A 23,562-nucleotide genomic window follows, 5' to 3' on the forward strand; every position below is an offset into this window, starting at 1 on the left:
CGATTATCGAGCGAAAATGCAAATTACGCTGAATGCGCAAGATATTTAAAATTAATCTTTAAGCGAAACGTTTTTCCGTAAAATACAAGGATAAATGGCAAGTAGGAGTGAAGTAGTTACTATTTTTAAGAAAAGAACTGATAGAAAAGAAAAAAGCGGGATTGCTCCCGCTTGTTTTTTATGCTTCACAAGCAATATTACTTTGTAAATCACAGTTGATAATTCCGCAAGTTTGTTTTATGGGACCAACACAACCTGTGTCGGCACAAAGTTTTACTAGGGAATCAATAGGCTCGTGTATTCCTCCTTTTACTAAGTTGTCTAAATTAGAAACTGACTTTTTGTTTAATGCTAGACTTTTTAATTCTCTTTTTTTCATGGTGTATTCGTTTTTGTTAATAATACAACAAGGTAAGAAAAAAAGGAAGGCGATCGCTGTGTTTACCGAATTAATTGTAGGTAAAAAGTAGATTTAAAATATTTTAGGGATGTAAATAAAGCAACCAATTATAATGGCAGCGATGGCAAAGATAAAAACGGCGCCAGCCGCCAAATCTTTGATGAGTCCTATTTTTTTGTGATGTTCGGGATGTATGAAGTCTGCAATTTCTTCAATGGCAGTATTGATTCCTTCCAAACTCATGATCAACCCGATAGTTAAGGTTTGAACGATCCATTCTGTGGTAGAAATTTTGAAGTAAATCCCAGCAATAGTGACTAGAATACCAATAAAAAACTGCGTTTTTACGCTGGCTTCAGTAGTAATGAGCAGATATGCGCCTTTACACGCATATCCGACTCCTTTTATTCTTCCTTTAATGAATTTAATCATCTAATAATGCTTCCAAAGCACCTTTATAATTAGGTTCTTCTGCGATTTCAGTAATGTGTTCTGTATATGTTACAGTTCCACTTTCATCTAAAACAACAACGGCACGAGAATGCAAGGCTTCCATAGGTCCGTTTATCATATCTACACCGTAGGCTTTTCCGAAGCTTCCATCTTTGAAATCAGAAAGTGTTTCTACATTTTCTAAGCCTTCTGCGGCGCAAAAACGTGATTGTGCAAATGGTAAATCGCGCGAAATGCACAATACCTTGGTGTTTTCTAACTCGCTTGCTTCTTGATTAAACGTTCGAACAGACGTTGCACAAACTCCTGTGTCAACGCTTGGAAAAATGTTCAATACAACTTTAGTACCTTTATAATCGTTTAAACTTTTAGTGTTCAAATCTGATGTTACTAATGCGAAATCAGGAGCTTTATCTCCTACATTTGGTAAGCTTCCCGAAGTTTCAAAAGCGGTACCATGTAATGTTACTGTGGCCATAGTTATTTAATTTTTTAGTCCTTAAAATTAACATTTCTACACCTAAAAAATCGTAAATTATAGTTAATTTTTTTAAGAACTTAAACATAGTAAAAATCTATCACAAAATAAAAACAATCAATTTGTTTTATAGGTTGCTTTGTTTTTAATGAGTAACTTTATAGCACTTTATAAATACTAAAAATTAATCAATACCTAAATACTTAAAAAATTATGAGTGATGAAAGCAAATGTCCATTTGGACATGGAACCGATACATTCAGTGCGGCAAAACGAAAAACTGCTGGTGGTGGAACTACAAACAGAGATTGGTGGCCGAATGAATTGAAATTGAATATACTTCGCCAGCATGGGAACAATCCAAATCCTATGGGAAAAGATTTTGATTATGCAGCAGCATTTAACAGCATTGATTATGCAGAATTAAAACAAGATGTTATCAACGTAATGACTGATTCACAAGATTGGTGGCCTGCTGATTATGGGCATTATGGTCCATTTATGATTCGTATGGCTTGGCACAGTGCAGGAACCTACAGAGTGGGAGACGGACGTGGAGGCGCAGGAACAGGAACACACCGATTTGCACCTTTAAATAGTTGGCCAGATAATGGGAACTTGGACAAAGCACGTTTGTTATTGTGGCCTGTAAAGCAAAAGTATGGACGTAAAATTTCGTGGGCAGATTTGATGATTTTGGCAGGAAATTGTGCATTAGAATCTATGGGCTTTAAGACTTTTGGATTTGCTGGTGGACGTGAAGACGTTTGGGAACCAGAGCAAGATATTTATTGGGGAATGGAAAATGAGTGGCTTGGAAACGAAGAACGCTACGAAACAGGAGAACTCGAAGATCAATTAGGAGCTGTACACATGGGATTAATTTATGTAAATCCTGAAGGTCCTAACGGAGAACCAAACCCGATGAAGTCTGCACATGATATTCGTGTGACATTTAAACGTATGGCAATGAATGATGAAGAAACAGTGGCGTTGGTTGCTGGAGGACATACATTTGGAAAAGCCCACGGAGCAGCAAATCCTGATGAATTTGTAGGACCAGAACCTCACGGAGCTAAAATTGAAGAAATGAGTACAGGGTGGAAAAATACTTTTGGCTCTGGAGTACTCGATGACGCCATTACTAGTGGAATTGAAGGACCTTGGACACCAAATCCTACTACTTGGGATGCTGATTATTTTGATGTATTATTAAATTATGATTGGGAATTGACCAAAAGTCCTGCAGGCGCGCATCAATGGGCACCAACAGCGGCATCCAATGCACGTGTTGCACCAAGAGCCGGCGATGCCAACTTGACGCAGGAATTGATGATGACTACCGCAGATATTGCACTAAAAACGGATCCTGAATATTTAAAAATTTCGAAGCGTTTTCACGAAGATCATGCTGCGTTTGAAGATGCTTTTGCACGTGCATGGTACAAGTTAACACACCGTGACATGGGACCAATTGATCGCTACTTAGGACCAGAAGTACCGCAAGAAGAATTAATCTGGCAAGATCCAATTCCAAAAGTAGATTATACATTAAGTGATGCTGATATTGAAAATTTACAAAAAATGATTTCAGTAGCAGGATTATCAGTTTCTGAATTGGTAAAAACTGCATGGGCTTCGGCTTCAACTTTTAGAGGTTCGGACATGCGTGGAGGTGCTAATGGAGCACGTATTCGCTTAGAGCCACAAAGAAGTTGGGAAGTTAATAACCCTGTAGAATTAAATAAAGTTTTAAATACTTTAGAAGGTATTCAGAAATCATTTAGTGGTACAGTTTCTATGGCAGACTTAATTGTCTTAGCAGGAAATACAGGTGTTGAGCAAGCAGCTAAAAATGCTGGTTTTGATGTAAAAGTACCTTTTACGCAAGGAAGAGGCGATGCTTCTCAGGAGCAAACAGATGTTGAATCATTCAATAATCTACAGCCTAGAGTAGACGGATTTAGAAATTATATCAAATCTGGTGTAAAAGTAGCGGCAGAAGATGCTTTGATAGATCGTGCTAACTTATTGACGTTATCCATTCCAGAAATGACAGTGTTGGTTGGTGGATTACGTGTCATGAATGCAAATTACAACGGAGCTAATCATGGCGTATTTACAGATACTGTGGGAAGTTTGACAAATGATTTCTTTGTAAATATATTGGATTTTGCGACCACTTGGCAAGCGACTGATGAAAGTGAACAAACTTTTGAAGGGCGCGACCGCAGAAATGGACAAATTAAATATATGGGTACACGTACTGACTTAATTTTTGGTTCGAATACAGAACTTAGAGCTGTAGCAGAAGTGTACGGAGCAAATGATGCTAAAGAAAAATTTGTACATGACTTTGTAGCTGCTTGGGCAAAGGTGATGGATTTAGATAGATTTGATTTAAAATAAGAACTTAAATTTTATTCATATTTAAAAAGAGCTGTCGGATACGATAGCTCTTTTTTTATAGTTGTAGTTTACACTTTAAACTGGTAATTAAAATTAAAGCCTTCAGAGTTCTATTTACGTGTGAATGTATCCATTCATACCAAAAGAGACTGATATTTCCGATGAACGATAGCTTTAAATTGTATATTTAAATTATTAATATTAAAAACCAAATTAGTATGTTAGAAAAATTCAAAACTCATGAAATTCAAAATCCTCAAATGATTTATGGAGGCGAAATAAAAACGAAAGTTAATACAGAACAAGATCTTGAATAATCTATGCAATTCTTTTACCTAAGGTTTCAATAAAGAATCTAGTACAAAAAAAAGGCCAATTCAAACGAAATGACCTTTTTTTGTTCTGTAGAATTGGTATTACGTGTCAATGGAACCCATAACACGTTGCATGAAACCGTTTAATGCTTCTTTTCTTGGCGTTCCTTCTTTTTCCATTTTATGAACTTCAATAGCGCCGTACATGTTGGAAATCAATTCGCCAATTACATCGAGTTCTTCATCTTTTAAGGATGAAACTTCCGTCATTGCTTCCAAGGTTTCAATTGTTTCTACGACATAATCTTCGTCATTTTCAGCAATAAATTCTACTAAGTGTTTAATTACAGGTAATTTCATCTAAAATTTAATTTTTATTCCCTTGCAAAAGAGAATCTTATACATAATGTACTATTTATGCAACTCCGTCTACCAATTCCTTTAAAACGTCAAACTTGTTTGTCTGTACTTGATTCACAAATTCACCATTTTTAAACGTAGCAAATGTCGGTAAGTTGTCTACGGTTGCTAATTTTCTTGATTGTGGAAATTTTTCTGCATCCGCGATGATAAAAGTAATGTCTTCCAGCTCTTTGGCAAGTTTTTTTACTTTAGGTTTCATGATGCGACAGTTTCCACACCAAGATGCAGAATATTGTACGACAACCGTATTGTGTTCAGCAACCAATTCTTGTAAATTATCTTGATCTAATTCTTTAACCATAGCTTTTTTATTTTTTAATTAAACGTTTGTCGCTAAATATTCAGCAACGCCGTCTCTGTTAGCATTCATTGCTTCTTTTCCTTCTTCCCAGTTTGCTGGACACACTTCTCCTTTTTCTTGCACGTGTGTGTATGCATCAATCAAACGGAGGTATTCGTTTACGTTTCTACCAACTGGCATGTGGTTGATTCCTTCGTGGAAAACAGTTCCTTCTTCGTCAATTAAATACGTAGCTCTGTACGTAACATTGTCACCTTCTACTTGAACCGTTCCCGTTTCTTCGTCGTATACTTCGTTTGTAATATCTAAAATGCCTAAAATGCTTGATAAATTACGGTTTGTATCTGCTAATAACGGATAGGTTACGCCTTCAATTCCGCCGTTATCTTTTTCTGTATTTAACCATGCAAAATGCACTTCTGGAGTATCACAAGAAGCACCAATTACAATGGTATTTCTTTTTTCAAATTCTTCCAAAGCTGCTTGAAAAGCATGCAATTCTGTTGGGCAAACAAATGTAAAATCTTTTGGATACCAGAACAATACTACTTTTTTCTTGTTGTTTACTGCTTCATCCAAAACATTTAATTTGAAAGTGTCTCCCATTTCGTTCATTGCATCTACATTCAAGTTTGGGAATTTTTTGCCTACTAAAGCCATATTAATTTATGTTTAAAAGTTAATGTTATTAATTGCGGCAAAAGTAACTAGACAAGAGCTACTTTTCAAGGAATAAAATTTTAAAATCTTATCAAGCAATAGAGATTGTTTATACCAATAAAAAGAGCGTATCAATGAATTCTATAAAATAGAAAAAGCCTTAAATTTACAGTGTATTCAAGGCTTTTTTATAGATTTTTTTTCAATTAGGCAGCTTTGGTAGCTAACTGTTTGATTTTGATTTTGAAAGCAGCAAATAAAAGTGTGGTAAATGGACTTAAATAGTTAAAAAAGGCATATCCAGCATACGAAAACGTATCAACATTTAATACACTTGATTGATATGCTCCGCAGGTATTCCAAGGAATTAAAACTGACGTCACCGTTCCAGAATCTTCTAAGGTTCTACTTAAATTTTCGGGCGCTAAGCCTTTATCTTCAAACGCTTTTCTATACATTCTACCAGGAATTACAATGGCTAAATATTGATCGGATGCTAAAACGTTCAATCCAACACAACTAATTACAGTACTTGCAAAAAGTCCAAAAATGGTGTCAAATAAATTCAATACAGATTTACTTATTCGTGATAAGGCTCCGATGGCATCCATCACACCTCCAAAAACCATCGCACAAACAATGAGCCATATAGTTCCCAGCATTCCACTCATTCCACCAGAACTAAAGAGATCATTCAATTCTGCACTTTGCGTTTCAATAGCAGTGTCTATGGTCATTGCATTCATGATGCCTTTGTAGGCGTTGTTGAAGGTTAAACTGTCGCCACCACCAATACTTGTTACGATTTCGGGTTGAAATATCACAGCGAAAATTCCGCCTAAAAGCGTTCCTATTAATAAGGCTACTAATGGTGGTGTTTTCTTCACAATTAGGAAAATTACCGCAAGTGGCACTAAAAATAACCAAGGAGAAATATTGAATGAAGCTGATATAGAAGCTAACATTTCGCTTGTGTCTGCTGTTCCTGAAACATCTAAAGACAGACTTATAATGATAAAGATAATTAGTGTTACAATAATTGTTGGTACTGTGGTGTACGTCATGTATTTTATGTGTGAAAACAACTCGCCGCCAGCCATTGCTGGTGCTAAATTTGTGGTATCACTCAATGGTGACATTTTATCTCCAAAATACGCTCCTGAAATTACCGCACCAGCAGTCATTCCTGCGTGAATCCCTAATGCATTTCCAATACCAATTAAAGCAATACCAACCGTAGCAGAAGTGGTCCAACTACTTCCTGTCGCAATAGAAATGATGGCACAAATAACCACGCAAGCAGGCAAAAATATGGTTGGATTTAGTATTTGCAATCCATAATATATCATAGAAGGAATAATTCCGCTAATGAGCCAAGTTCCTGCTAACGATCCTACAAAAAGAAGAATTAACAAAGCGCCTGTGGTCGATTTTACGTTTTCAGCGACTTCATCCAGCATTTGTTTGTACGATACCTTATTGTAAAACCCAACAATAGCAGCCACAGCAGCACCTAGCAATAGTATAAATTGATTACTTCCGCTTAAAGCATCATCTCCAAAAGCAAATTTTACATTATAAAATAACATGCCAACTAAAGCAATTACAGGAATTAATGCTTCCCATATATTTAATTCTTTATTTTCTATAATGTTTTCATCTTGTGGTTCTCGAGGCTTAATATCTTGACTTTGCATAGTAGTTTTGGTGTAGTTATTTTTCTTAGCGTAATGTTACGATTTTGTAAACTAGTATGCAAATCATTTTGGTTGCGTACCTTTGCAAACTTATAATTGGTTTAATTTATGGATTCGTTAACGCAAATTGTATTGGGTGCTGCCTGTGGAGAAGCTGCCATGGGAAAAAAGATCGGAAATAAAGCATTGCTTTTTGGCGCGATTGGCGGAACCATTCCCGATTTAGATGTGTTTTTAGGAAACCTCTTCTACAGCAACAAAATTGACGCCATGTTATTTCATAGAGGATTTATGCATTCGATGCTCTTTGCAATTTTAGCAGCTTTTTTGGTTGGATTTTTAGTGTTTAAACTATACGATAAAGGCAAGCGAAAAGGCACAACCACTCGAAAAGATTGGACGTGGCTGTTTTTTCTATCTATCTTTACGCATCCGCTTTTAGACTGCTTTACAGGATACGGAACGCAGCTATTTTTACCATTTAGCGATTATCGAGTGGCGTTTAGTAATATATCCGTGGCTGATCCTGCGTATACACTTCCTTTTCTAATTTGTTTGATTGTATTGATGTTTTACAAACGAAGAAGTCCGAAACGAAAACTGTGGTTAAAACTCGGTGTAGGAATCAGTTCTGTGTATATGTTATTCACGATTGGTAATAAATTTTATATCAATTCCGTTTTTGAAAAATCATTGGCTGTACAAGGAATTGACTATCAGCGGTACAATACAGAAGCCAGCATTTTAAATAATATTTTGTGGTATGGAATTGCCGAAACTGAAACCGACTTTCATGTGGCTTTTTATTCACTGTTTGATACGAAAGATGTGTTTACAGATTGGAAAACGATTCCTAAAAATCATGAATTACTCCCTAAAACCAATTCAGATTTGGCATGTTTGGCATGGTTTAGCAACAATTATTATATGATTGAAAAAAATGAAGATGGCACGTTTACGTACAGCGATTTGCGCTATCCGTCTGTAAATACAGGTGATGGGAAACCAGTTGTATTTTCATTTAAGATCTTTAAAGATGGCGATCGACTCAATATGAAACCATTTCAAGGCCCAAGATTTGATGAAGATACTTCTTTGAGTGACGTTTTTGGAATTTTTTGGAAACGGATTAAAGGGAAATAGTATTTTGGTATACTATTTCTTTACTTTCGTGAGCACTTATCAACTATAATCTCCATACAAATGACTCACACATGTTCCACAGACGCTTCTTCCAATTTCGGCTAACTTTTTTCGTGTGAATGTTTCTGTCTGACATGCAAAATGGTGCTTAATGGTTTGATTGTAGCGCATTTTACCACAAACCGACATGGTTTCTGTGAAGCATTCGCCAGCATCGTCTTTTTTGGATTTGAACACGTGCAATTGTCCCGTACTATTTTCTTTTAGTGTGTAAAGTTGCGTATCACTCATAAATTTTGGTTAATGTACCCGTTGTGCTTGAAAATTTAAAGTTACTTAACACAAGCGCATGCCGATCTATGATATATTCTCACGAAAGTGAAAAAAAGAAAAAACACAGCAACAATTTATATATTCTTTTCACTAAATTTTGTCCATATACAAGTGACTCACGCAAGTTGTACACACATCACGCCCAATTTTGGCACATTGTGTACGCGCTCTATCTTCGGGTTGACAAGAAAAAATAGTTCGAGAATCCTCTTCAAGATCCATTTGTCCGCAAACGGACTTTTGCTGTGCTTGACATTCATTTTGATCAGTTGGATTTGCTAAAAAGAGGTGCAATTCTCCATTTGATCTTCGCTCTCGTAATATGTAAACATTTTTACGCATACAGTAAATTCTAGTATTAGTTCTATTTGGGAGTCAATAATAACTAAAACCAGCCAGTAAAAATTACGGGAATCCGTAATCAGGGATAATTTTCTTATAAATTAGGTATAACTACTTAGGTGATTTCTTTTGTATTTGTAAGTATAAAAATGAAAAGGAACATCCAAATAGGCGTTCCTTTTCTCATAATTAAACTAAACTTTGAAAACTATACCATTACTGGCTTCAGGATATTCAATTGTTTCATGCATTCGCACATAATTGTATACGTGCGTTGAATGTCGTGATCCAATCCCACAGAAAAACGAATTAAGCCGTCAGTTAAGCCCATTTCGACTTGTTCTTCTTCGGGAATTTCGGAGGATGTTGAAGTACCTGGAGCACTGAATAGTGTCTTATAAAAACCCAGACTTACAGCCAAATAGCCTAAGTTTTTTTGTTGCATTAATTCCATTAAATCGTTGGCTTTGTCTATACTGCCAACATCAATTGTTAGCATACCGCCAAAACCATATTCCGTATTCATCATACTTTTAAAAATTTCATGCGACGGATGTGATGGCAATCCTGGATACACCGTTTTTAAACCATCAGCTTCAAACATTGTAGCTAAATACATGGCGTTTGCACTGTGTTGCTTCATGCGAATGTGTAATGTGCGTAAATTTTTCAAAACAGAAGCCGAGCGCAAACTGTCCATCGTAGCACCCAACAACATGCTTGCGCCATCATTTACATTGCGCAATTGATCAATAAAAGCTTGTGTTCCACATACAACGCCACCAACAGTATCACTAGCGCCGTTGATGAATTTTGTCAAACTATGAATGACAACATCTGCGCCTAATGTTGCAGGTGCAATTGATAATGGCGAAAAGGTATTGTCAACCACTAATTGTAAATTGTACTTCTTTGCCAATTTTGCCAAAGCGGCAATATCAGCAACTTCCAACAACGGATTGCTGACAGCTTCACAATACAATACTTTTGTTTTGGGAGTAATGGCAGCTTCTACCAAATCCAGTTTTGTCATATCTACAAATGAAGTTTCAATCTGAAATCGCGGCGTGAAATTTTTCAAAAAAGCATACGTGCCTCCGTAAATTGTTCTGCTAGACACGATATGATCGCCACTTTTACATAATTGCAAAATTACAGGTGTAATAGCGCCCATTCCTGAAGCAGAAACATTGGCGGTTTCGGTACCTTCCATTGCGGCTAACGCTTCCCCTAAATACAAATTGCTTGGCGAAGTATGTCTTGAATACAAATAGCAACCATCGGCATTGCCTTCAAACGTATCAAACATCGTTTTTGCCGAAAGAAATGTATAGGTAGAAGCATCAGAAATGGAAGGATTTACACCTCCAAATTCGCCAAAATATTGTAAATCTTGAATGTTATTTGCGGGATTAAATTTCATGAGATTGCTTTTTTAATTCAAATCAAAGTTGCTGCGATTGTGAATAAAAATCAAGTATTAATTTAAATAATAGAAAATAAAACTATAAATTTATATTTTGAATGAATAAATAACTGAAATTACTTTTTAAAAATTCAAATTATAGATTTTTTTACATGTTGAAACTTGATCAAACCGATAAAACGTTGCTGGCATTGCTACAACACGATAGCAAGCAAACTAATAAAGAACTTTCGAACAAATTGAATCTTTCGGTAACTGCTGTATATGAGCGTATTAAAAAGCTGGAAAAAGAAGGAATCATTCAAAAATATGTGGCATTGGTTGCTAAAAAAGCCATTGCAAAAAACTTTTTGGCGCATTGCCATGTACGACTCACGCAACATTCTAAAGAATTTGTGATGAAGTTTGAACGTGAAATCATCAAACTAGAAGAAGTGTTGGAGTGTTATCATGTAAGTGGCGATTACGATTACATTCTCAAAGTATTGGTGAAAGATATGGAAGGATATCGTGATTTTATGGTGACAAAACTCACGGCAATTCCCAACATTGGAAATACGCACAGTATTTTTGTCATTGGAGAAGTAAAGCATACGACGGCGATTTCAATTTGAAGATTTGATAATTTGAAAATGTGTCCATACAATTTCAAACGAAAGTTTATCGACTAAAATACCAAAGCACATCTAACCCAATGTGTCAATTTGAAAATGAAGTTTCAAAGAAAACGCGAGCAATGTATGAAAGAGTCTAACAATCTAACAGGCGAAGCCGAATCTAATATCTAACAGCGATAGCGGTCTAAAAATCTAACAGCGAAGCGCGTCTAACAATCTAGCAATAAAGCCTTGTCTAACCCTAAAATAGTTGTACTTTTGTAGTACTTACAAAAAAATAAAAAGTTCTAAAATCAAGAATATGAATTCATACGATGTAGCCGTAATTGGCTCTGGTCCTGGCGGATATGTTGCTGCCATTCGTTGTGCACAATTAGGCATGAAAACTGCAATCATTGAAAAATACAGTACGCTTGGTGGAACCTGCTTAAATGTAGGTTGTATTCCGTCAAAAGCGTTGTTAGATTCTTCACATCATTACGAAGAAGCTGTCAAGCATTTTGATACACACGGAATCGAAATTTCAGGAGAGGTAAAAGTAAATCTTGAAAAGATGATTGCGCGTAAACAAGCTGTAGTAGATCAAACCACAGGAGGAATTGATTTCTTGATGAGCAAAAATAAAATTGAAGTTTACAAAGGTTTGGGAAGCTTCAAAGATGCTACACACGTTGCTATTGCTAAAGAAGATGGTACTACGGAAGAAATTGAAGCGAAAAATATCATCATTGCAACAGGAAGTAAACCATCAAACTTACCATTTATCACACTCGATAAAGAACGAATTATTACCTCAACAGAAGCTTTAAAACTAAAAGAAATACCAAAACACATGATTGTGATTGGTGGAGGTGTTATTGGTTTGGAATTAGGACAAGTGTACAAGCGTTTAGGTTCAGAAGTAACGGTGATTGAATATGCGGATCGAATTATTGGCGGAATGGACGCGGGACTTTCTAAAGAACTCACGAAAGTATTTAAAAAGCAAAAATTCAAAATCCTTACGTCGCATGGTGTAAAATCTGTGGAACGTGTTGGTGATGAGGTTGTGGTAAAAGCAGACAATAAAAAGGGCGAAGAAGTAGAATTTAGAGGCGATTATTGTTTGGTTTCTGTAGGACGTCGTCCGTATACAGACGGATTGAACGCTGAAGCAGCTGGCGTAAAATTGGACGATCGTGGGAGAGTAGAAGTGAACAATCATTTGCAAACCAATGTTTCAAACATTTACGCCATTGGCGATGTGGTAAAAGGTGCCATGTTAGCACACAAAGCTTCGGAAGAAGGCTCGATGGTAGCTGAAATTATTGCGGGACAAAAACCACATATTGATTACAATTTAATTCCTGGTGTTGTCTACACATGGCCAGAAGTTGCTGCGGTTGGAAAAACAGAGCAAGAATTGAAAGATGCTGGAATCGCATACAAAGCAGGACAATTTCCAATGCGTGCGTTGGGAAGAAGTAGAGCGAGTATGGATTTAGATGGTTTCATCAAAATATTAGCTGATGCAACTACGGATGAAATCTTAGGTGTACACATGATTGGTGCCAGAGCCGCCGATTTAATCGCGGAAGCTGTCGTTGCGATGGAATACAGAGCTTCTGCGGAAGATGTAGCGCGTATGTCGCATGCACATCCAACCTTTGCAGAAGCCATCAAAGAAGCAGCCTTAGCCGCTACAGAAGACAGAGCTTTGCACGTGTAATAGTGTAACATATAAAATCATTAAAAACTCCAGTAATTTGCTGGAGTTTTTTTATGCGTGAATGTAAGTTCTTACTTTTTTATGCGACTTCTCAAAAACAGTCTCGATAATGTCTTAAAAAAGTAATCAACACAACTATGAATTCTGTATGGTATTTAAACGATGTCAATCTCTTTAATATCTTCTGTCCGCACAAATTTGAAAAGTATAAAGACGCGCACGAATTTGATGCGTACAAAAAGCAAGACTATATTTACTTTGAAGAAGATTCTGCCACGAAAGTATATTTAATTGATAGTGGAAAAGTAAAATTAGGCTATTACACCGAAGATGGAGAAGAAGTAGTGAAATCCATTCTGTCGAAAGGCGAATTGTTTGGTGAAAAAGCCATATTGGGCGAAGAGAAGCGAAATGAATTTGCACAATCTATGGACAACGCTACGTCCATTTGCCCAATTGGTGTAGACACTATGCACGATTTAATGCGCGGCAATCAAACCTTTACGTTGAAGATTTATAAGTTTATCGGTTTTCGCATCAAAAAATTGGAGCGTCGATTGCAACTATTACTCTTCAAAGATACCAAAACACGTTTGTTAGAATTTCTAAAAGAACTCTGCGAAGAGTACGGATATGAATGTGAAAAAACGGGCGACAATGTCATCAAGCATCCATACACTCAAAAAGATATTGCAAGCTTAATTGGTACGTCGCGTCCTACATTAAACATCATTATGAATGAATTGAAAGAAGCAAAAATTATTGATTTTAATCGCAAAGAAATTCGCTTCATTCAATAAAAAGTACGATATTTAAAAAACGATTCAAAACGCTAATTTTTTAGCTTAAAAAGAACCCAAAACCAGCATGACATCATGACAGTTTTGGGTTCTTTTTTTATGTTGTATTTTTAGTTTAGATAAATATGTTTAAGTAATTGATTTACATTTTGTTAAAATAATTATAAAATACTATTTAAGAACTGTTAAAAACCATTCTTTTTTTCAATAAAATGCGATTTTTTTCAGAAGTGTTAGCTAGCTAACATTTTACGTGATTTTACTACGATACATTTGTATCATAATCATAAAAAATCTCGCAATGATAAAAAAATTAATTTTGGGAATAGCGATCGGATGCTTCGCTGTCTCATGTAGTAGTGATGATGATGCCACAGTTGCATTATCAAACCTAAATGTAAACTTAAACGGATTAGAAAATCTTGGAAGTGACTTCGTGTATGAAGGTTGGATTATCGTCAACGGAAGTCCAGTGACCACAGGAACTTTTACAGTAGACGATGCTGGAACTTTGTCAAGAACTTCTTTTTCTGTAAACACAGATCAATTAGCTTCCGCAACGGCATTTGTATTGTCTATTGAGCCAGCAGTTGATTCAGATCCTGCACCAGCAGCAACTAAATTATTAGCTGGAGATTTCTCAGGAAATACCGCAACTGTAGGATTAGATCCTGTAACCAGCAACGGAAACTTTGACAACGCTTCGGGTGTTTTCTTTTTAAGAACTCCTACCGATGAAATGCCAGGCGCAGCAAATAACGGAAACGATCAATATGGTGTTTGGTATGGTAATCCAGGAGCGCCACCAACATCAGGTTTAAACTTACCACCTTTAGCGGATGGTTGGAAATACGAAGGTTGGGTTGTGGTTGATGGAACAGGTCCTTTAACAACAGGCACTTTTACCACATTTGGAGCTGTAGATGAATTTAACGGATTTAGCGGCGCTGAAAATACGGTTGGTCCTCCAATTCCAGGAGAAGACTTTTTCCTCAATGCACCAGCTGGTTTTACCTTCCCAATAGATGTACGTGGACGTACCGTTGTCATTTCTGTAGAACCGAGCCCAGATAACAGTCCAGCACCATTTTTACTAAAACCTTTAGTAGGAACTGCTGGAAACGATACAGCACCAGCCACAAACGATTTTAACCTAAATGCGGCATCTTTTCCAACAGGAACAATTGTGCGATAATCTTTATGATTAATTGTCGTTAGATGGAAGACACGTTATCAGTTTTGGTAGCGTGTTTTTTTTTACATTGAGCGCAGTCGAAATGTTACTTTTTGGTCGCTTCGCTTTTGGATCGCTTCGCTTTTGGATCGCTTCGCTTTTGGATCGCTTCGCTTTTGGATCGCTTCGCTTTTGGATCGCTTCGCTTTTGGATCGCTTCGCTTTTGGATCGCTTCGCTTTTGGATCGCTTCGCTTTTGGATCGCTTCGCTTTTGGATCGCTTCGCTTGTCTTCTTAAAATACATTTAAACTTTAACATATATAATTTAGCATTTCTGAACGTCACTTCGAGTGGTTTTTCGGAATATGATGAAGAAAAATTGTATCGAGAAGTACTCTGAAAACGAATCTCTTTCTAGGTTTGCAAATTCTTTTTGAAAATATTCTACCGAGAAAGTTTCATCAATACTTACGACTAATTTGTATCTTTCATGAATAAAATTTAAGTGAATGAAAAAACTAAACTTTATTTTAATTCTAAGTTGTTTCTTTTTTGTGGGAAAGGTCTTTTCGCAAGATCATTCCGAAAAAATAGATGCACTTGCTGAACAATTGAAATTTAAAAGTTCTATATCACTTGAATTGAAAAAAGAATCAGTTGATGTTTTAGATACAATTGCAAATATCTTAAAGACTACTAGTTATACTTACAATATTGAATCGCATTCAGGAATGAGAGGAAAAAGTAGCGATAATTTAATTAAAACTCAAAAAAGAGCGATAATCATTAAGAAAGCGCTTGTAAAAAGAGGAATTAACCCTAGTCGTTTAAATACAGTAGGTTTCGGAGAAACTAGTCCTAAGACTAGTATGCCAAATACAAGAGGGAGATCATGGAATGAACGGATTGAACTTATTAAAAAAGAATAACACCTATGAAACTCACTAAAAAACATTGGTACAATATTATTTTCGTTGTCGTACTTGTATTGATCATTTTTACGCCTGTGGGAACGTTTGTCAAAATAAAATTCAATCAAGCAAAAATGTTATTCTTTAGCCCAACTAATATAGAAGTGTCAGAAAGAGTCGTTATAAGTGATTTTGATTGGAATTTGGTAGATAGTAACGGAAAACCTGTAAACTTTCAAGAAATGGAAGGAAATATCATTCTCGTAAACTTTTGGGCGACTTGGTGTCCGCCGTGTGTGGCAGAAATGCCAAGTTTGAACAATTTGTATGTGGATTATAAGGATAAAATTACGTTTGTATTTTTGGCGAATGATACAATGAAAAGCGTTGAAGCGTATCTTGAAAAGAATACGTATGATTTCCCTGTGTATTACAGCAAAGAAAAAGAGCCAATAGAACTGCAATCATCAAGTATTCCTACTACGTATTTAATTGACGATCAAGGAACGATTGTCATGAAAGAAGTTGGAGCGTATAATTGGAATAGTACCAGCGTTCGCAACCAAATTGATGAATTGTTAGCCTTTTCGCTTGCTGAGTGATTTTTTTTGTTTAAAATACTTCATCGGAACCCACAACATTCCAAAACATTCACCATCACCTTTTCCTAAATGTTTGTGGTGAATTTTGTGCGCTCTACGAATGCCTTTTGCATACCAATTATCTGCCTTTCGGAACATTTTAAAACGTTGGTGAATAAAAATATCATGCACTAAAAAATAGGTGAGTCCGTAGGCGAAAATTCCAATTCCAATAGGCAAACCATACCAAAAAATGTCAAATCTCCATAAGAAAAAGCAGCCCATACTCACGACGGCATAGAAGATAAAAAAGGCATCATTTCGTTCAAACCATGAATCGTGATCTTTATGGTGATGATCTTTGTGTAGCGACCATAAAAAACCATGCATCACATATTTATGTGTTGCCCACGCCATGAATTCCATCATACAAAAGGTTCCTAAAAAAGTTGCTATCCAAATAAAGGTTGTCATTGTGCTATTTTAATTTTAAATCAAATTTAGTTGATAATTTACATACGATTTCGCTAATAACGCCATTTTTTGATAATTTGGTATGCGAATTCGTGTACTTTTAATTTTAACGGATGGCGTTCGTTTCAGCTTGTGCAATAGTTTTGAATAATACTTGTACGCGGTAAATACGCCAAATTTTGCTTCTATCGGAAGTTTTGCAATTCCTTCCAATCCAAGTTTGAAATCGTTTTCTATTTCTTCAATAATTTTTTGTTTTGAAGCTTCGTCTAAATTTTTCAAATCAGCATCTGGAAAGTACGTGCGATCTAAATCTTCAAAATCCGCTTTTAAATCACGCAAGAAATTCACTTTCTGAAACGCTGAACCTAACGACATTGCCGAAGATTTTAACTCTTCATACTTTTCCTCATCTCCTTTTACAAATACTTTCAAACACATCAATCCAACGACATCTGCCGAACCGTATATATATTCTTTGTATTCTTCATCGGTTAAGTAGACTTTTTTGTCTAAATCTTGACGCATACTTCTCATAAACGCATCAATCAAGTGAATAGGAATGTCGTATTTATGAACCGTATGTTGAAAAGAATTTAAAATAGGATTTAAACTAATTTTATGTTCCAATGCTGAATCCCAATCTGCTTGAAACTTGTCTAACAAGAATTTTTTGTCAAACTCATGGAAAGAATCTACGATTTCATCTGCAAAGCGCACAAAACCATAAATATTGTAAATGTCTTGACGAATGGACGGCGCCAGCATTTTTGTAGCTAATGAAAAAGAGGTGCTGTACGATTTGGTGACAAGCGTACTGCAGTTGTAAGAAACAGAATCAAATAGAGCTTTCATGAGTATTTGGTTGGTGTTTAGTGATTAATTCAGCTACCAATTTCCCAGAAATCAATGCTGGAGGAACTCCAGGCCCAGGAACGGTTAATTGTCCAGTAAAATATAAGTTAGAAACTTTTTTACTTTTCAAATTAGGTCGTAAAAATGCAGTTTGCAACAGCGTATTTGCCATTCCGTACGCATTTCCTTTGTATGAATTGTATTCTTTTACGAAGTCATTTACACAAAAAGACTCTTTAAAGATAATATGTTTTGTGATATTTTGTGCAGTCAAGTCCTGAAATCTATCCATAATGATGTCAAAATACTGATCGCGAAGTGCTTGCGTATCTTCCAAACCTGGCGCAATCGGAATTAAAAAGAAACCTGCTTCTTTTCCTTTTGGCGCTGCTGCGGAATCTGTCATAGACGGAAAATTTGCATAAAATAATGGTTCTTTTGGCCAAGAAGCTTTGTCGTAAATAACATGTGCATGCGCATCAAAATCAACATCAAAAAATAAAGTGTGATGCGATACATTTTCAATCTTCTTATCAAAACCTACATAAAATAGAAGGGAAGAAGGCGCAAAGGTTTTTTTGCCCCAATAATTTTCAGAATATTGACGGTATTGTTGGTCTAACAACGTTTCTGAATGGTGATAATCAGCTCCGGAAAGTACAATATCCGCTTCATGTTCGCCATTTTCAGTGATAACTTTTTTCGCTCGTTTTCCCTGTACATCAATCTTCACTACATTTTCATTCGTTTTGATGGTCACACCTAAACGTTTTGCCAAGGTTTCCATTGCTTGAATAATGCTGTACATACCGCCATCAGGATGCCAAGTTCCCAATCCGAAATCGGCATAATTCATAAAACTATAAAACGAAGGTGTATCACTTGGTTTTGCCCCTAAAAATAACACTGGAAATTCCAATATCTTGATCAATCGGTCATTTTTGAACTCTTTGCGAACATCACGTTTTATGTTGCTGAAAAATTGACCAATTTTCGTAATTGTTTTGGTGTTGACAAGTTCTAAAGGAGAAACGCCAGGTTTGTAGACCAAATCTTTAATGGCTACATTGTAATTTTCTTCTGCGTTTGCAATAAATTTTCGAAGTTTTGCGCTGCTTCCTTCTTCTTCTTTTTCAAAAGCTGCACAAATTTTCTCTAAAGTATCTTCAATACGAATAGAATCATTTTTGCCAAAATAGACCTCGTATGCAGGATTCAATTTCTCTAAGTGATAAAATTCAGAAGGTTTAGTGTTAAAGTCACTGAAGAAACGTTCAAAAACGTCTGGCATCCAGTACCAAGATGGTCCTAAATCAAACGTAAAACCGTCACGTTTTAACTGTCGGGCTCTTCCGCCGACAGTCGAATTTTTCTCAAGGATGGTAACGTCATATCCCGCTTGTGCTAAGTAACAAGAAGCAGATAAGGATGAAAATCCAGAACCTATAATTATAGTTTTTAATTTCATTGTTTAACAAATGTAGTAAAAAGTTAAACAAAAATAAAATTGAATTCTAAATTTCTTCAACTAGGTCAATAATTGACTTAAAAACTTTAAGATTCTTGTAGTTTTTCGTGTTTTTTACAAATTTTGCTTGGTAGCCTAACAACCATAAATGATGCTCATCAAAACCAATTTTTTCACTAAATTCTTCTAAGTACTCTTCAAGTTTGTCCTCTACGGGAGTTACTGTAAAGTAAGAAATAAAATGTAATTCTGGAAAAAAACTGTGAATATTTGTTAAACTCTCAATCGGAATCGTTTGACCAAGATATATGGTGTGATATCCTTTCAATTGTAATTCGTAGTTTAAATATAGCAATCCAATTTCATGAATCTCATTTTCAGGTAAGTATAAAACAAACGTTTTTGTCTTGTTCGATTTTTCTAATGACTGAATACGTTCCGTATTTAAAATAATTTTTTGCTTTACCAAACTTGAAATGAAATGCTCATGCGCTGGATTGATGGTTTGCGTGTGCCACAAAACACCTAATTCGTTCAATAAAGGAATGAAAGTGTCATAAAAAATTTCTCGGAACGATTTTTCCGCTAACAATTTATTATAAGTATTGTAGAATAAACCATAATCAAAATTAAGCATTGACAACTTAAAGGAGTTCAATGCTTGATTGTGAATATTTTTCTCTGTTGCAATCTCTCGAACAAGAATGTGAATCTTATCTTCAGGAATTTGTGCAATTTTTGAAATTTTATACCCGTTTTTGTAAAGGAGAGTTATGTTAAGAAGTTTTTGCAAACTCTTTAAGTCATAAGTTCGTATATTTGTATCTGTTCTTTCTGGAGCTAATAATTCGTATCTTTTTTCCCAAATACGTATGGTGTGAGCTTTTACTCCTGAAAGATTTTCTAAGTCTTTTATACTAAATTTAGTTTTTACAGCATCCATTCGTTTAATCTTTTTCTATATAGCTTAAACAAAAGTACGTTTTTATCTTGGCATTTCCTTGTATTTACATTATTTTAATACTATTAAGAATGATTTTAAATAAAAAAGAGAGCCATCTTTTTAAAATAGCTCTCAAAAATAAAAAAAAATTCTAACATTTTACGTCTACAGACTGGTTACACCAAACTTGCACAGAATATGCTACGGTACAATTGCTCAAAGGTCTTGGCAACGTATTACAAACCTCTGGTTGTACGGTAAGTGCTACGGTACAGTCTCCAACTGGTCGTGCGCAAGTAACTGTAAATACGTCTGTTTTATCTGCTCCACCCATAATTGATTGGTTTAGAGAAGATACAATTTGTTTTTTCAATGCGAGTGTTGTTAACTTTCTTTTTTTCATGGTGTTTCGTTTTAAATTTACGCTAAATTTAGGAAGAAAATGATTGCTAGAAAACGAAAACTAGTCGCTATTTATAAATACCGAGCTTTTTTCGCTTGAGTATGGTGCAATTTATTGTAAAACAAGTTATTATATGCTTTAAGTTTTCTGTTTTTACAAAAATTTTTAGCATGAAATGTAAGTGTGCAATGCTTAGGAATGGTTTGTAACCGCGGCATTTACTTTGCGAAGTAAAAGCATGATTAAATAAAATAAAAAAGCTCCGACCAATCCGCTAAAAAAGAAAAGGATAATATCAAAAAAGAAATCACTTCGAAGTTTTTGTAAATATCTAGTTGCATAATGGTCAAAACCAAAAAAAGTTACAACCCAACTTGCGCCAAATAGGAGCGATATCAACAAAGCTCTGAGGAAAATGAGAAGGTATTTTGTGTAAAGTTGCATATTGTAAATGTACAGAAAAGTATCAACAGTAACCAAAGAAACAAAACGAGTTTATCAACTACTTTTCACAAGCTTTATTTATCCTTAAAAAGTTACCAAAAACACAATTTTTAAGTGATTTTATAAATTTCTACGCATTTTCGATGCTTTTTTTCTCTAAAAGTTTGATATTAGCTTCATAACAATCAAAATTAATTAAAATGAAACATGTAAAAACACTTCTTTTGGTTATCACTATTTTTAGTTTTTTATCTTTTCAGCAAGCAGATTCTGTGGTTGGTAAATGGGAAATGTATAAAATGGAAAATGCAGAAGGTGAAGTACGAGCATCTAACGGACGTTGGATGGAATTTTTAGAAGGTGGTGAATTGAAAGGTGGAAATACCATGGAAACTACCGATAGAACTGGAAATTGGGAATACAATACCGAAACGAAAGAACTCACAATTGGATCGGAAGAAAAAAGACCTGGTGAAGGAACTTTCAAAGTGTCATGGGTAAACGAAAAAACGATGTATATCGATATTGGTCAAGGCAGAAAAGTGTATTTAAAACGAATTAAATAATTCAAAAAAATAGCGTAGATTAGATCGTATGAAAACAATTTTAGTTGTTAATGGAGAAACGTATTGGAAAGATATTTTGCCAGCGTATAACGTAGTTCAAAAATCAATTCAAAATACTTCTTGGATTTTAAAATCAGGAAAATTATTTGTGACAGATGCGCAAGGAACTGTAGAGCCTGATGGAATTTTGTGGCGCGTGGGCGCGATAAAACCGATGGAAATTCAAACGACAGCGTTGGATTTAATTACCTTAGCGGGAATTCCTTGTGTAAATTCACCAGAAACACTAAAAACAGGATTTGATCGTTTGTCCATGCTCGCTACGATTAAAAAATTGGGTTTATCCGTAATTGACTTTGACGTGTTTACAAGATCAACAGATCTTAAAAACTTGAACAGAAACTTTCCATTTGTGGTGAAAGTGGGGAATTATCATGGTGGATTTGGAAAAGTGTTGGTGCAAGACGAGCAGAAATGGCAAGACATTCAAGATTTGCTATTTGTTACGGACGATTATATTACTATTGAACCGTATATTAATTACGTGCGAGACATTCGATACATTGCCATCAATGACAAAGTCTGGGCAATGTCGCGAAAAGGAAAATTTTGGAAAGCGAATATTGAAACTACCGATTTTAAGGAGTTTGAACCTGAAGAAGCCTTAGTCAACGATTTAAAAATGTTACAAAACGCCATTGGCGCCGATATCATTGCTATTGATATTTTAGAAGAAGAAAACGGATATCTTCACATTGTAGAATATAATGACATTCCAGGTTTATCGGGCTTTTCGGATGAACTTAAATATGAATTGGCGGGAGTACTCACACGTGCAATGAGTTAAAAATTACAACATATATTTCAAAATATTTAAAAACAAAAATCCTGCAATTTTTTGATGATCTTCAAAAAATTGCAGGATTTTTTTGTGATTTTAATGTACACTTTGCAATAAATTCGTGAAAAAAATGACGAAATTTGAAGAAAATTCAAAGACTATGAAAAATACTTCCGAATTCATGTTAAAAGCAATGCGCATTGTAGCTTGGATTGTTTTTATTTGGATGTTGGTAAAAGCCGGCGCCATAATTATGTCATACGGCGCAAGTGTCAACAATGCGGAAGGTGCCAAAGACTTATATCGCGGTTTGGACTTGTCTCGCTATTATGAAGCGAGTTTCTTTCACTATTCTGTCATTGTTTTTTACTACATCATTTTGTACTTATTGCAAGCATACATTGCGTTGTTTGTGACGCGATTACTGAGTGAACAAACATTACAACATCTTTTCAGTAATACTGTGGTTGGAATTTTACATAAAATAAGCGCCACCGCTTTGGGTGTATTTTTGATGGGATTACTACACAATATTCACGTAGAAATTTTAGCCAAATATGCAGCTTTACCAGCCGATTCCTTTTCGGGTGAATATATTTTTTTAGCAGGAACAATCTATGTGTTGGCAATGCTCTTTAAAAATAGCATTCACGAAAAATTATCAGCTCAATAATTTTATTAAAAACCAAACCAAATGGCAACTATAAATTTTTACAAATGGGCGTTTCGTTTCACTATTTGGATTGCCATTATTCAAGTTGTAATTTTCTTTTTGGTGTTAAACTTTAATCCTTTTACTCAAGATGAATTACAATTTTTAAAACGTCTCGAATATCTAGGATTCACGATATTTATGTTATTTTTAGGCGCAGTTTTGACATTAATCATCGGGTTTGTGAAGAAAGAACCGCAAAAATATCAATTTTGGATTGCGTTGCTCTTATGTATTGGTTGTGTGTTCAATTTATTTTTAGGAACTTTTGGAAAATATATCATAATGTGAAACAAAATCTATTCTCATACGGAACACTACAACTGGAAAAAGTGCAATTAGAATCTTTTGGTAGACTTTTACAAGGGGAAAAAGATGTTTTGCAAGGTTTTCAACTCGGAAAAGTCCAAATTACAAATAAAGCCGTTTTAGCACTAAGTGAAGCTACATTTCATCCAATAGCCATTCAAACGAACCATCCAAACGACACCATTTCAGGAACTTTATATAAAATCACTTCCGACGAATTGGCACAAGCAGATGCTTATGAAGTCGCAGCGTATAAAAGGGTAGAAGCCACATTTCAATCTGGAAAAAAAGGTTGGGTGTATGTAAAAGCGTAAAATTTAACATATCAAAAGAGACTGTTTCAAAAATTCGGAATGACGTTTCCTTAAAGCTTTCG

The 23,562-nt window shown here is 35.3% G+C and carries 29 protein-coding genes; 13 read left to right on the top strand and 16 right to left on the bottom strand.

Annotation, left to right across the window (positions count from 1 at the left end; genetic code table 11):
- Positions 1–178: 178 nt before the first annotated feature.
- The 3 genes from KORDIASMS9_RS14880 to tpx form a co-directional block, all read right to left on the bottom strand.
- Positions 179–379, bottom strand: a complete 201-nt coding sequence (locus KORDIASMS9_RS14880; RefSeq protein ID WP_114903605.1) for a hypothetical protein — start codon at positions 377–379, stop codon at positions 179–181.
- A 93-nt stretch (positions 380–472) separates the two neighbouring features.
- A complete protein-coding gene (locus KORDIASMS9_RS14885; RefSeq protein ID WP_114903606.1) occupies positions 473–832 on the bottom strand; it encodes a diacylglycerol kinase family protein in 360 nt (119 codons plus the stop codon).
- A complete protein-coding gene (gene tpx, locus KORDIASMS9_RS14890; protein ID WP_114903607.1) occupies positions 825–1,331 on the bottom strand; it encodes a thiol peroxidase in 507 nt (168 codons plus the stop codon). Before tpx ends, KORDIASMS9_RS14885 begins: the two co-directional genes overlap by 8 nt.
- A 213-nt stretch (positions 1,332–1,544) precedes the next feature.
- Here tpx and katG point away from each other — a divergent pair, with 213 nt between their 5' ends.
- Positions 1,545–3,740 carry a catalase/peroxidase HPI gene (katG, locus tag KORDIASMS9_RS14895; protein WP_114903608.1) on the top strand — a complete coding sequence of 732 codons (2,196 nt, stop codon included), beginning with the start codon at positions 1,545–1,547 and terminating at the stop codon, positions 3,738–3,740.
- A gap of 416 nt (positions 3,741–4,156) precedes the next feature.
- Here the strand turns inward: katG and KORDIASMS9_RS14900 are convergent, their stop codons facing one another.
- The 4 genes from KORDIASMS9_RS14900 to nhaC all read right to left on the bottom strand — a co-directional run bounded on the left by KORDIASMS9_RS14900 (position 4,157) and on the right by nhaC (position 7,135).
- Complete coding sequence (locus KORDIASMS9_RS14900; RefSeq protein ID WP_114903609.1) at positions 4,157–4,414, bottom strand: hypothetical protein; 258 nt, start codon at positions 4,412–4,414, stop codon at positions 4,157–4,159.
- 55 nt (positions 4,415–4,469) lie between these two features.
- Positions 4,470–4,778, bottom strand: a complete 309-nt coding sequence (locus tag KORDIASMS9_RS14905; RefSeq protein ID WP_114903610.1) for a co-chaperone YbbN — start codon at positions 4,776–4,778, stop codon at positions 4,470–4,472.
- A gap of 18 nt (positions 4,779–4,796) precedes the next feature.
- Positions 4,797–5,438, bottom strand: a complete 642-nt coding sequence (locus KORDIASMS9_RS14910; RefSeq protein WP_114903611.1) for a peroxiredoxin — start codon at positions 5,436–5,438, stop codon at positions 4,797–4,799.
- Between the two features lie 206 nt (positions 5,439–5,644).
- Positions 5,645–7,135, bottom strand: a complete 1,491-nt coding sequence (nhaC, locus tag KORDIASMS9_RS14915) for a Na+/H+ antiporter NhaC (RefSeq protein ID WP_114903612.1) — start codon at positions 7,133–7,135, stop codon at positions 5,645–5,647.
- Positions 7,136–7,243: 108 nt separating this feature from the next.
- On the opposite strand from nhaC, the gene KORDIASMS9_RS14920 reads away from it, so the two are divergent.
- A complete protein-coding gene (locus KORDIASMS9_RS14920; RefSeq protein WP_114903613.1) occupies positions 7,244–8,278 on the top strand; it encodes a metal-dependent hydrolase in 1,035 nt (344 codons plus the stop codon).
- A gap of 39 nt (positions 8,279–8,317) precedes the next feature.
- On the opposite strand, the gene KORDIASMS9_RS14925 is transcribed toward KORDIASMS9_RS14920, so the two are convergent.
- The 3 genes from KORDIASMS9_RS14925 to KORDIASMS9_RS14935 all read right to left on the bottom strand — a co-directional run bounded on the left by KORDIASMS9_RS14925 (position 8,318) and on the right by KORDIASMS9_RS14935 (position 10,376).
- Positions 8,318–8,569 carry a hypothetical protein gene (locus tag KORDIASMS9_RS14925; RefSeq protein WP_114903614.1) on the bottom strand — a complete coding sequence of 84 codons (252 nt, stop codon included), beginning with the start codon at positions 8,567–8,569 and terminating at the stop codon, positions 8,318–8,320.
- A gap of 132 nt (positions 8,570–8,701) precedes the next feature.
- Positions 8,702–8,953, bottom strand: coding sequence for a hypothetical protein (locus tag KORDIASMS9_RS14930; protein WP_114903615.1), 252 nt, complete (start codon positions 8,951–8,953; stop codon positions 8,702–8,704).
- A gap of 208 nt (positions 8,954–9,161) precedes the next feature.
- The gene (locus KORDIASMS9_RS14935) at positions 9,162–10,376 is read right to left on the bottom strand and encodes an aminotransferase class I/II-fold pyridoxal phosphate-dependent enzyme (RefSeq protein WP_114903616.1); all 1,215 of its coding nucleotides are present in this window, start codon (positions 10,374–10,376) and stop codon (positions 9,162–9,164) included.
- A gap of 158 nt (positions 10,377–10,534) precedes the next feature.
- On the opposite strand from KORDIASMS9_RS14935, the gene KORDIASMS9_RS14940 reads away from it, so the two are divergent.
- The 4 genes from KORDIASMS9_RS14940 to KORDIASMS9_RS14955 all read left to right on the top strand — a co-directional run bounded on the left by KORDIASMS9_RS14940 (position 10,535) and on the right by KORDIASMS9_RS14955 (position 14,699).
- Complete coding sequence (locus KORDIASMS9_RS14940; RefSeq protein ID WP_114905258.1) at positions 10,535–10,993, top strand: Lrp/AsnC family transcriptional regulator; 459 nt, start codon at positions 10,535–10,537, stop codon at positions 10,991–10,993.
- Positions 10,994–11,297: 304 nt separating this feature from the next.
- On the top strand, positions 11,298–12,704 hold the full coding sequence (lpdA, locus tag KORDIASMS9_RS14945; protein WP_114903617.1) for a dihydrolipoyl dehydrogenase: 1,407 nt from the start codon (positions 11,298–11,300) through the stop codon (positions 12,702–12,704).
- A gap of 137 nt (positions 12,705–12,841) precedes the next feature.
- A complete protein-coding gene (locus tag KORDIASMS9_RS14950; RefSeq protein WP_114903618.1) occupies positions 12,842–13,504 on the top strand; it encodes a Crp/Fnr family transcriptional regulator in 663 nt (220 codons plus the stop codon).
- 301 nt (positions 13,505–13,805) lie between these two features.
- On the top strand, positions 13,806–14,699 hold the full coding sequence (locus KORDIASMS9_RS14955) for an anti-sigma factor (protein ID WP_114903619.1): 894 nt from the start codon (positions 13,806–13,808) through the stop codon (positions 14,697–14,699).
- An 85-nt stretch (positions 14,700–14,784) separates the two neighbouring features.
- On the opposite strand, the gene KORDIASMS9_RS14960 is transcribed toward KORDIASMS9_RS14955, so the two are convergent.
- Positions 14,785–14,997 (bottom strand): hypothetical protein, encoded by a 213-nt coding sequence (locus KORDIASMS9_RS14960; RefSeq protein WP_162819984.1) that lies wholly within the window; start codon positions 14,995–14,997, stop codon positions 14,785–14,787.
- A 191-nt stretch (positions 14,998–15,188) separates the two neighbouring features.
- Here KORDIASMS9_RS14960 and KORDIASMS9_RS14965 point away from each other — a divergent pair, with 191 nt between their 5' ends.
- Together KORDIASMS9_RS14965 and KORDIASMS9_RS14970 are read left to right on the top strand one after the other, a co-directional pair.
- Entirely contained in the window at positions 15,189–15,608 is a 420-nt protein-coding gene (locus tag KORDIASMS9_RS14965) for an OmpA family protein (protein WP_114903621.1), read from the top strand.
- Positions 15,609–15,613: 5 nt separating this feature from the next.
- Positions 15,614–16,192, top strand: coding sequence for a TlpA disulfide reductase family protein (locus KORDIASMS9_RS14970; RefSeq protein WP_114903622.1), 579 nt, complete (start codon positions 15,614–15,616; stop codon positions 16,190–16,192).
- On the opposite strand, the gene KORDIASMS9_RS14975 is transcribed toward KORDIASMS9_RS14970, so the two are convergent.
- From KORDIASMS9_RS14975 to KORDIASMS9_RS23370, 5 genes are all read right to left on the bottom strand, one after another.
- Positions 16,169–16,645 (bottom strand): sterol desaturase family protein, encoded by a 477-nt coding sequence (locus KORDIASMS9_RS14975; protein ID WP_114903623.1) that lies wholly within the window; start codon positions 16,643–16,645, stop codon positions 16,169–16,171. The two genes, KORDIASMS9_RS14970 and KORDIASMS9_RS14975, sit on opposite strands and share 24 nt — an antisense overlap.
- A 15-nt stretch (positions 16,646–16,660) precedes the next feature.
- Positions 16,661–17,500 carry a phytoene/squalene synthase family protein gene (locus tag KORDIASMS9_RS14980; RefSeq protein WP_114903624.1) on the bottom strand — a complete coding sequence of 280 codons (840 nt, stop codon included), beginning with the start codon at positions 17,498–17,500 and terminating at the stop codon, positions 16,661–16,663.
- Positions 17,484–18,968, bottom strand: coding sequence for an NAD(P)/FAD-dependent oxidoreductase (locus KORDIASMS9_RS14985; RefSeq protein WP_114903625.1), 1,485 nt, complete (start codon positions 18,966–18,968; stop codon positions 17,484–17,486). The genes KORDIASMS9_RS14980 and KORDIASMS9_RS14985 overlap by 17 nt, the downstream gene beginning before the upstream one ends.
- Before the next feature lie 46 nt (positions 18,969–19,014).
- On the bottom strand, positions 19,015–19,911 hold the full coding sequence (locus tag KORDIASMS9_RS14990) for a MerR family transcriptional regulator (protein WP_114903626.1): 897 nt from the start codon (positions 19,909–19,911) through the stop codon (positions 19,015–19,017).
- Between the two features lie 151 nt (positions 19,912–20,062).
- Positions 20,063–20,314, bottom strand: coding sequence for a hypothetical protein (locus KORDIASMS9_RS23370; RefSeq protein ID WP_162819985.1), 252 nt, complete (start codon positions 20,312–20,314; stop codon positions 20,063–20,065).
- Positions 20,315–20,958: 644 nt separating this feature from the next.
- Here KORDIASMS9_RS23370 and KORDIASMS9_RS15005 point away from each other — a divergent pair.
- The 5 genes from KORDIASMS9_RS15005 to KORDIASMS9_RS15025 all read left to right on the top strand — a co-directional run bounded on the left by KORDIASMS9_RS15005 (position 20,959) and on the right by KORDIASMS9_RS15025 (position 23,500).
- The gene (locus KORDIASMS9_RS15005) at positions 20,959–21,324 is read left to right on the top strand and encodes a hypothetical protein (RefSeq protein ID WP_114903629.1); all 366 of its coding nucleotides are present in this window, start codon (positions 20,959–20,961) and stop codon (positions 21,322–21,324) included.
- 28 nt (positions 21,325–21,352) lie between these two features.
- Complete coding sequence (locus KORDIASMS9_RS15010; RefSeq protein WP_114903630.1) at positions 21,353–22,171, top strand: hypothetical protein; 819 nt, start codon at positions 21,353–21,355, stop codon at positions 22,169–22,171.
- A gap of 154 nt (positions 22,172–22,325) precedes the next feature.
- A complete protein-coding gene (locus tag KORDIASMS9_RS15015; protein ID WP_162819986.1) occupies positions 22,326–22,838 on the top strand; it encodes a hypothetical protein in 513 nt (170 codons plus the stop codon).
- A 21-nt stretch (positions 22,839–22,859) separates the two neighbouring features.
- On the top strand, positions 22,860–23,168 hold the full coding sequence (locus tag KORDIASMS9_RS15020; protein WP_114903632.1) for a hypothetical protein: 309 nt from the start codon (positions 22,860–22,862) through the stop codon (positions 23,166–23,168).
- On the top strand, positions 23,165–23,500 hold the full coding sequence (locus KORDIASMS9_RS15025) for a gamma-glutamylcyclotransferase family protein (RefSeq protein WP_240321058.1): 336 nt from the start codon (positions 23,165–23,167) through the stop codon (positions 23,498–23,500). Before KORDIASMS9_RS15020 ends, KORDIASMS9_RS15025 begins: the two co-directional genes overlap by 4 nt.
- Positions 23,501–23,562: the final 62 nt, after the last annotated feature.

The sequence above is a fragment of the Kordia sp. SMS9 genome, from assembly GCF_003352465.1.
Lineage (GTDB): Bacteria > Bacteroidota > Bacteroidia > Flavobacteriales > Flavobacteriaceae > Kordia.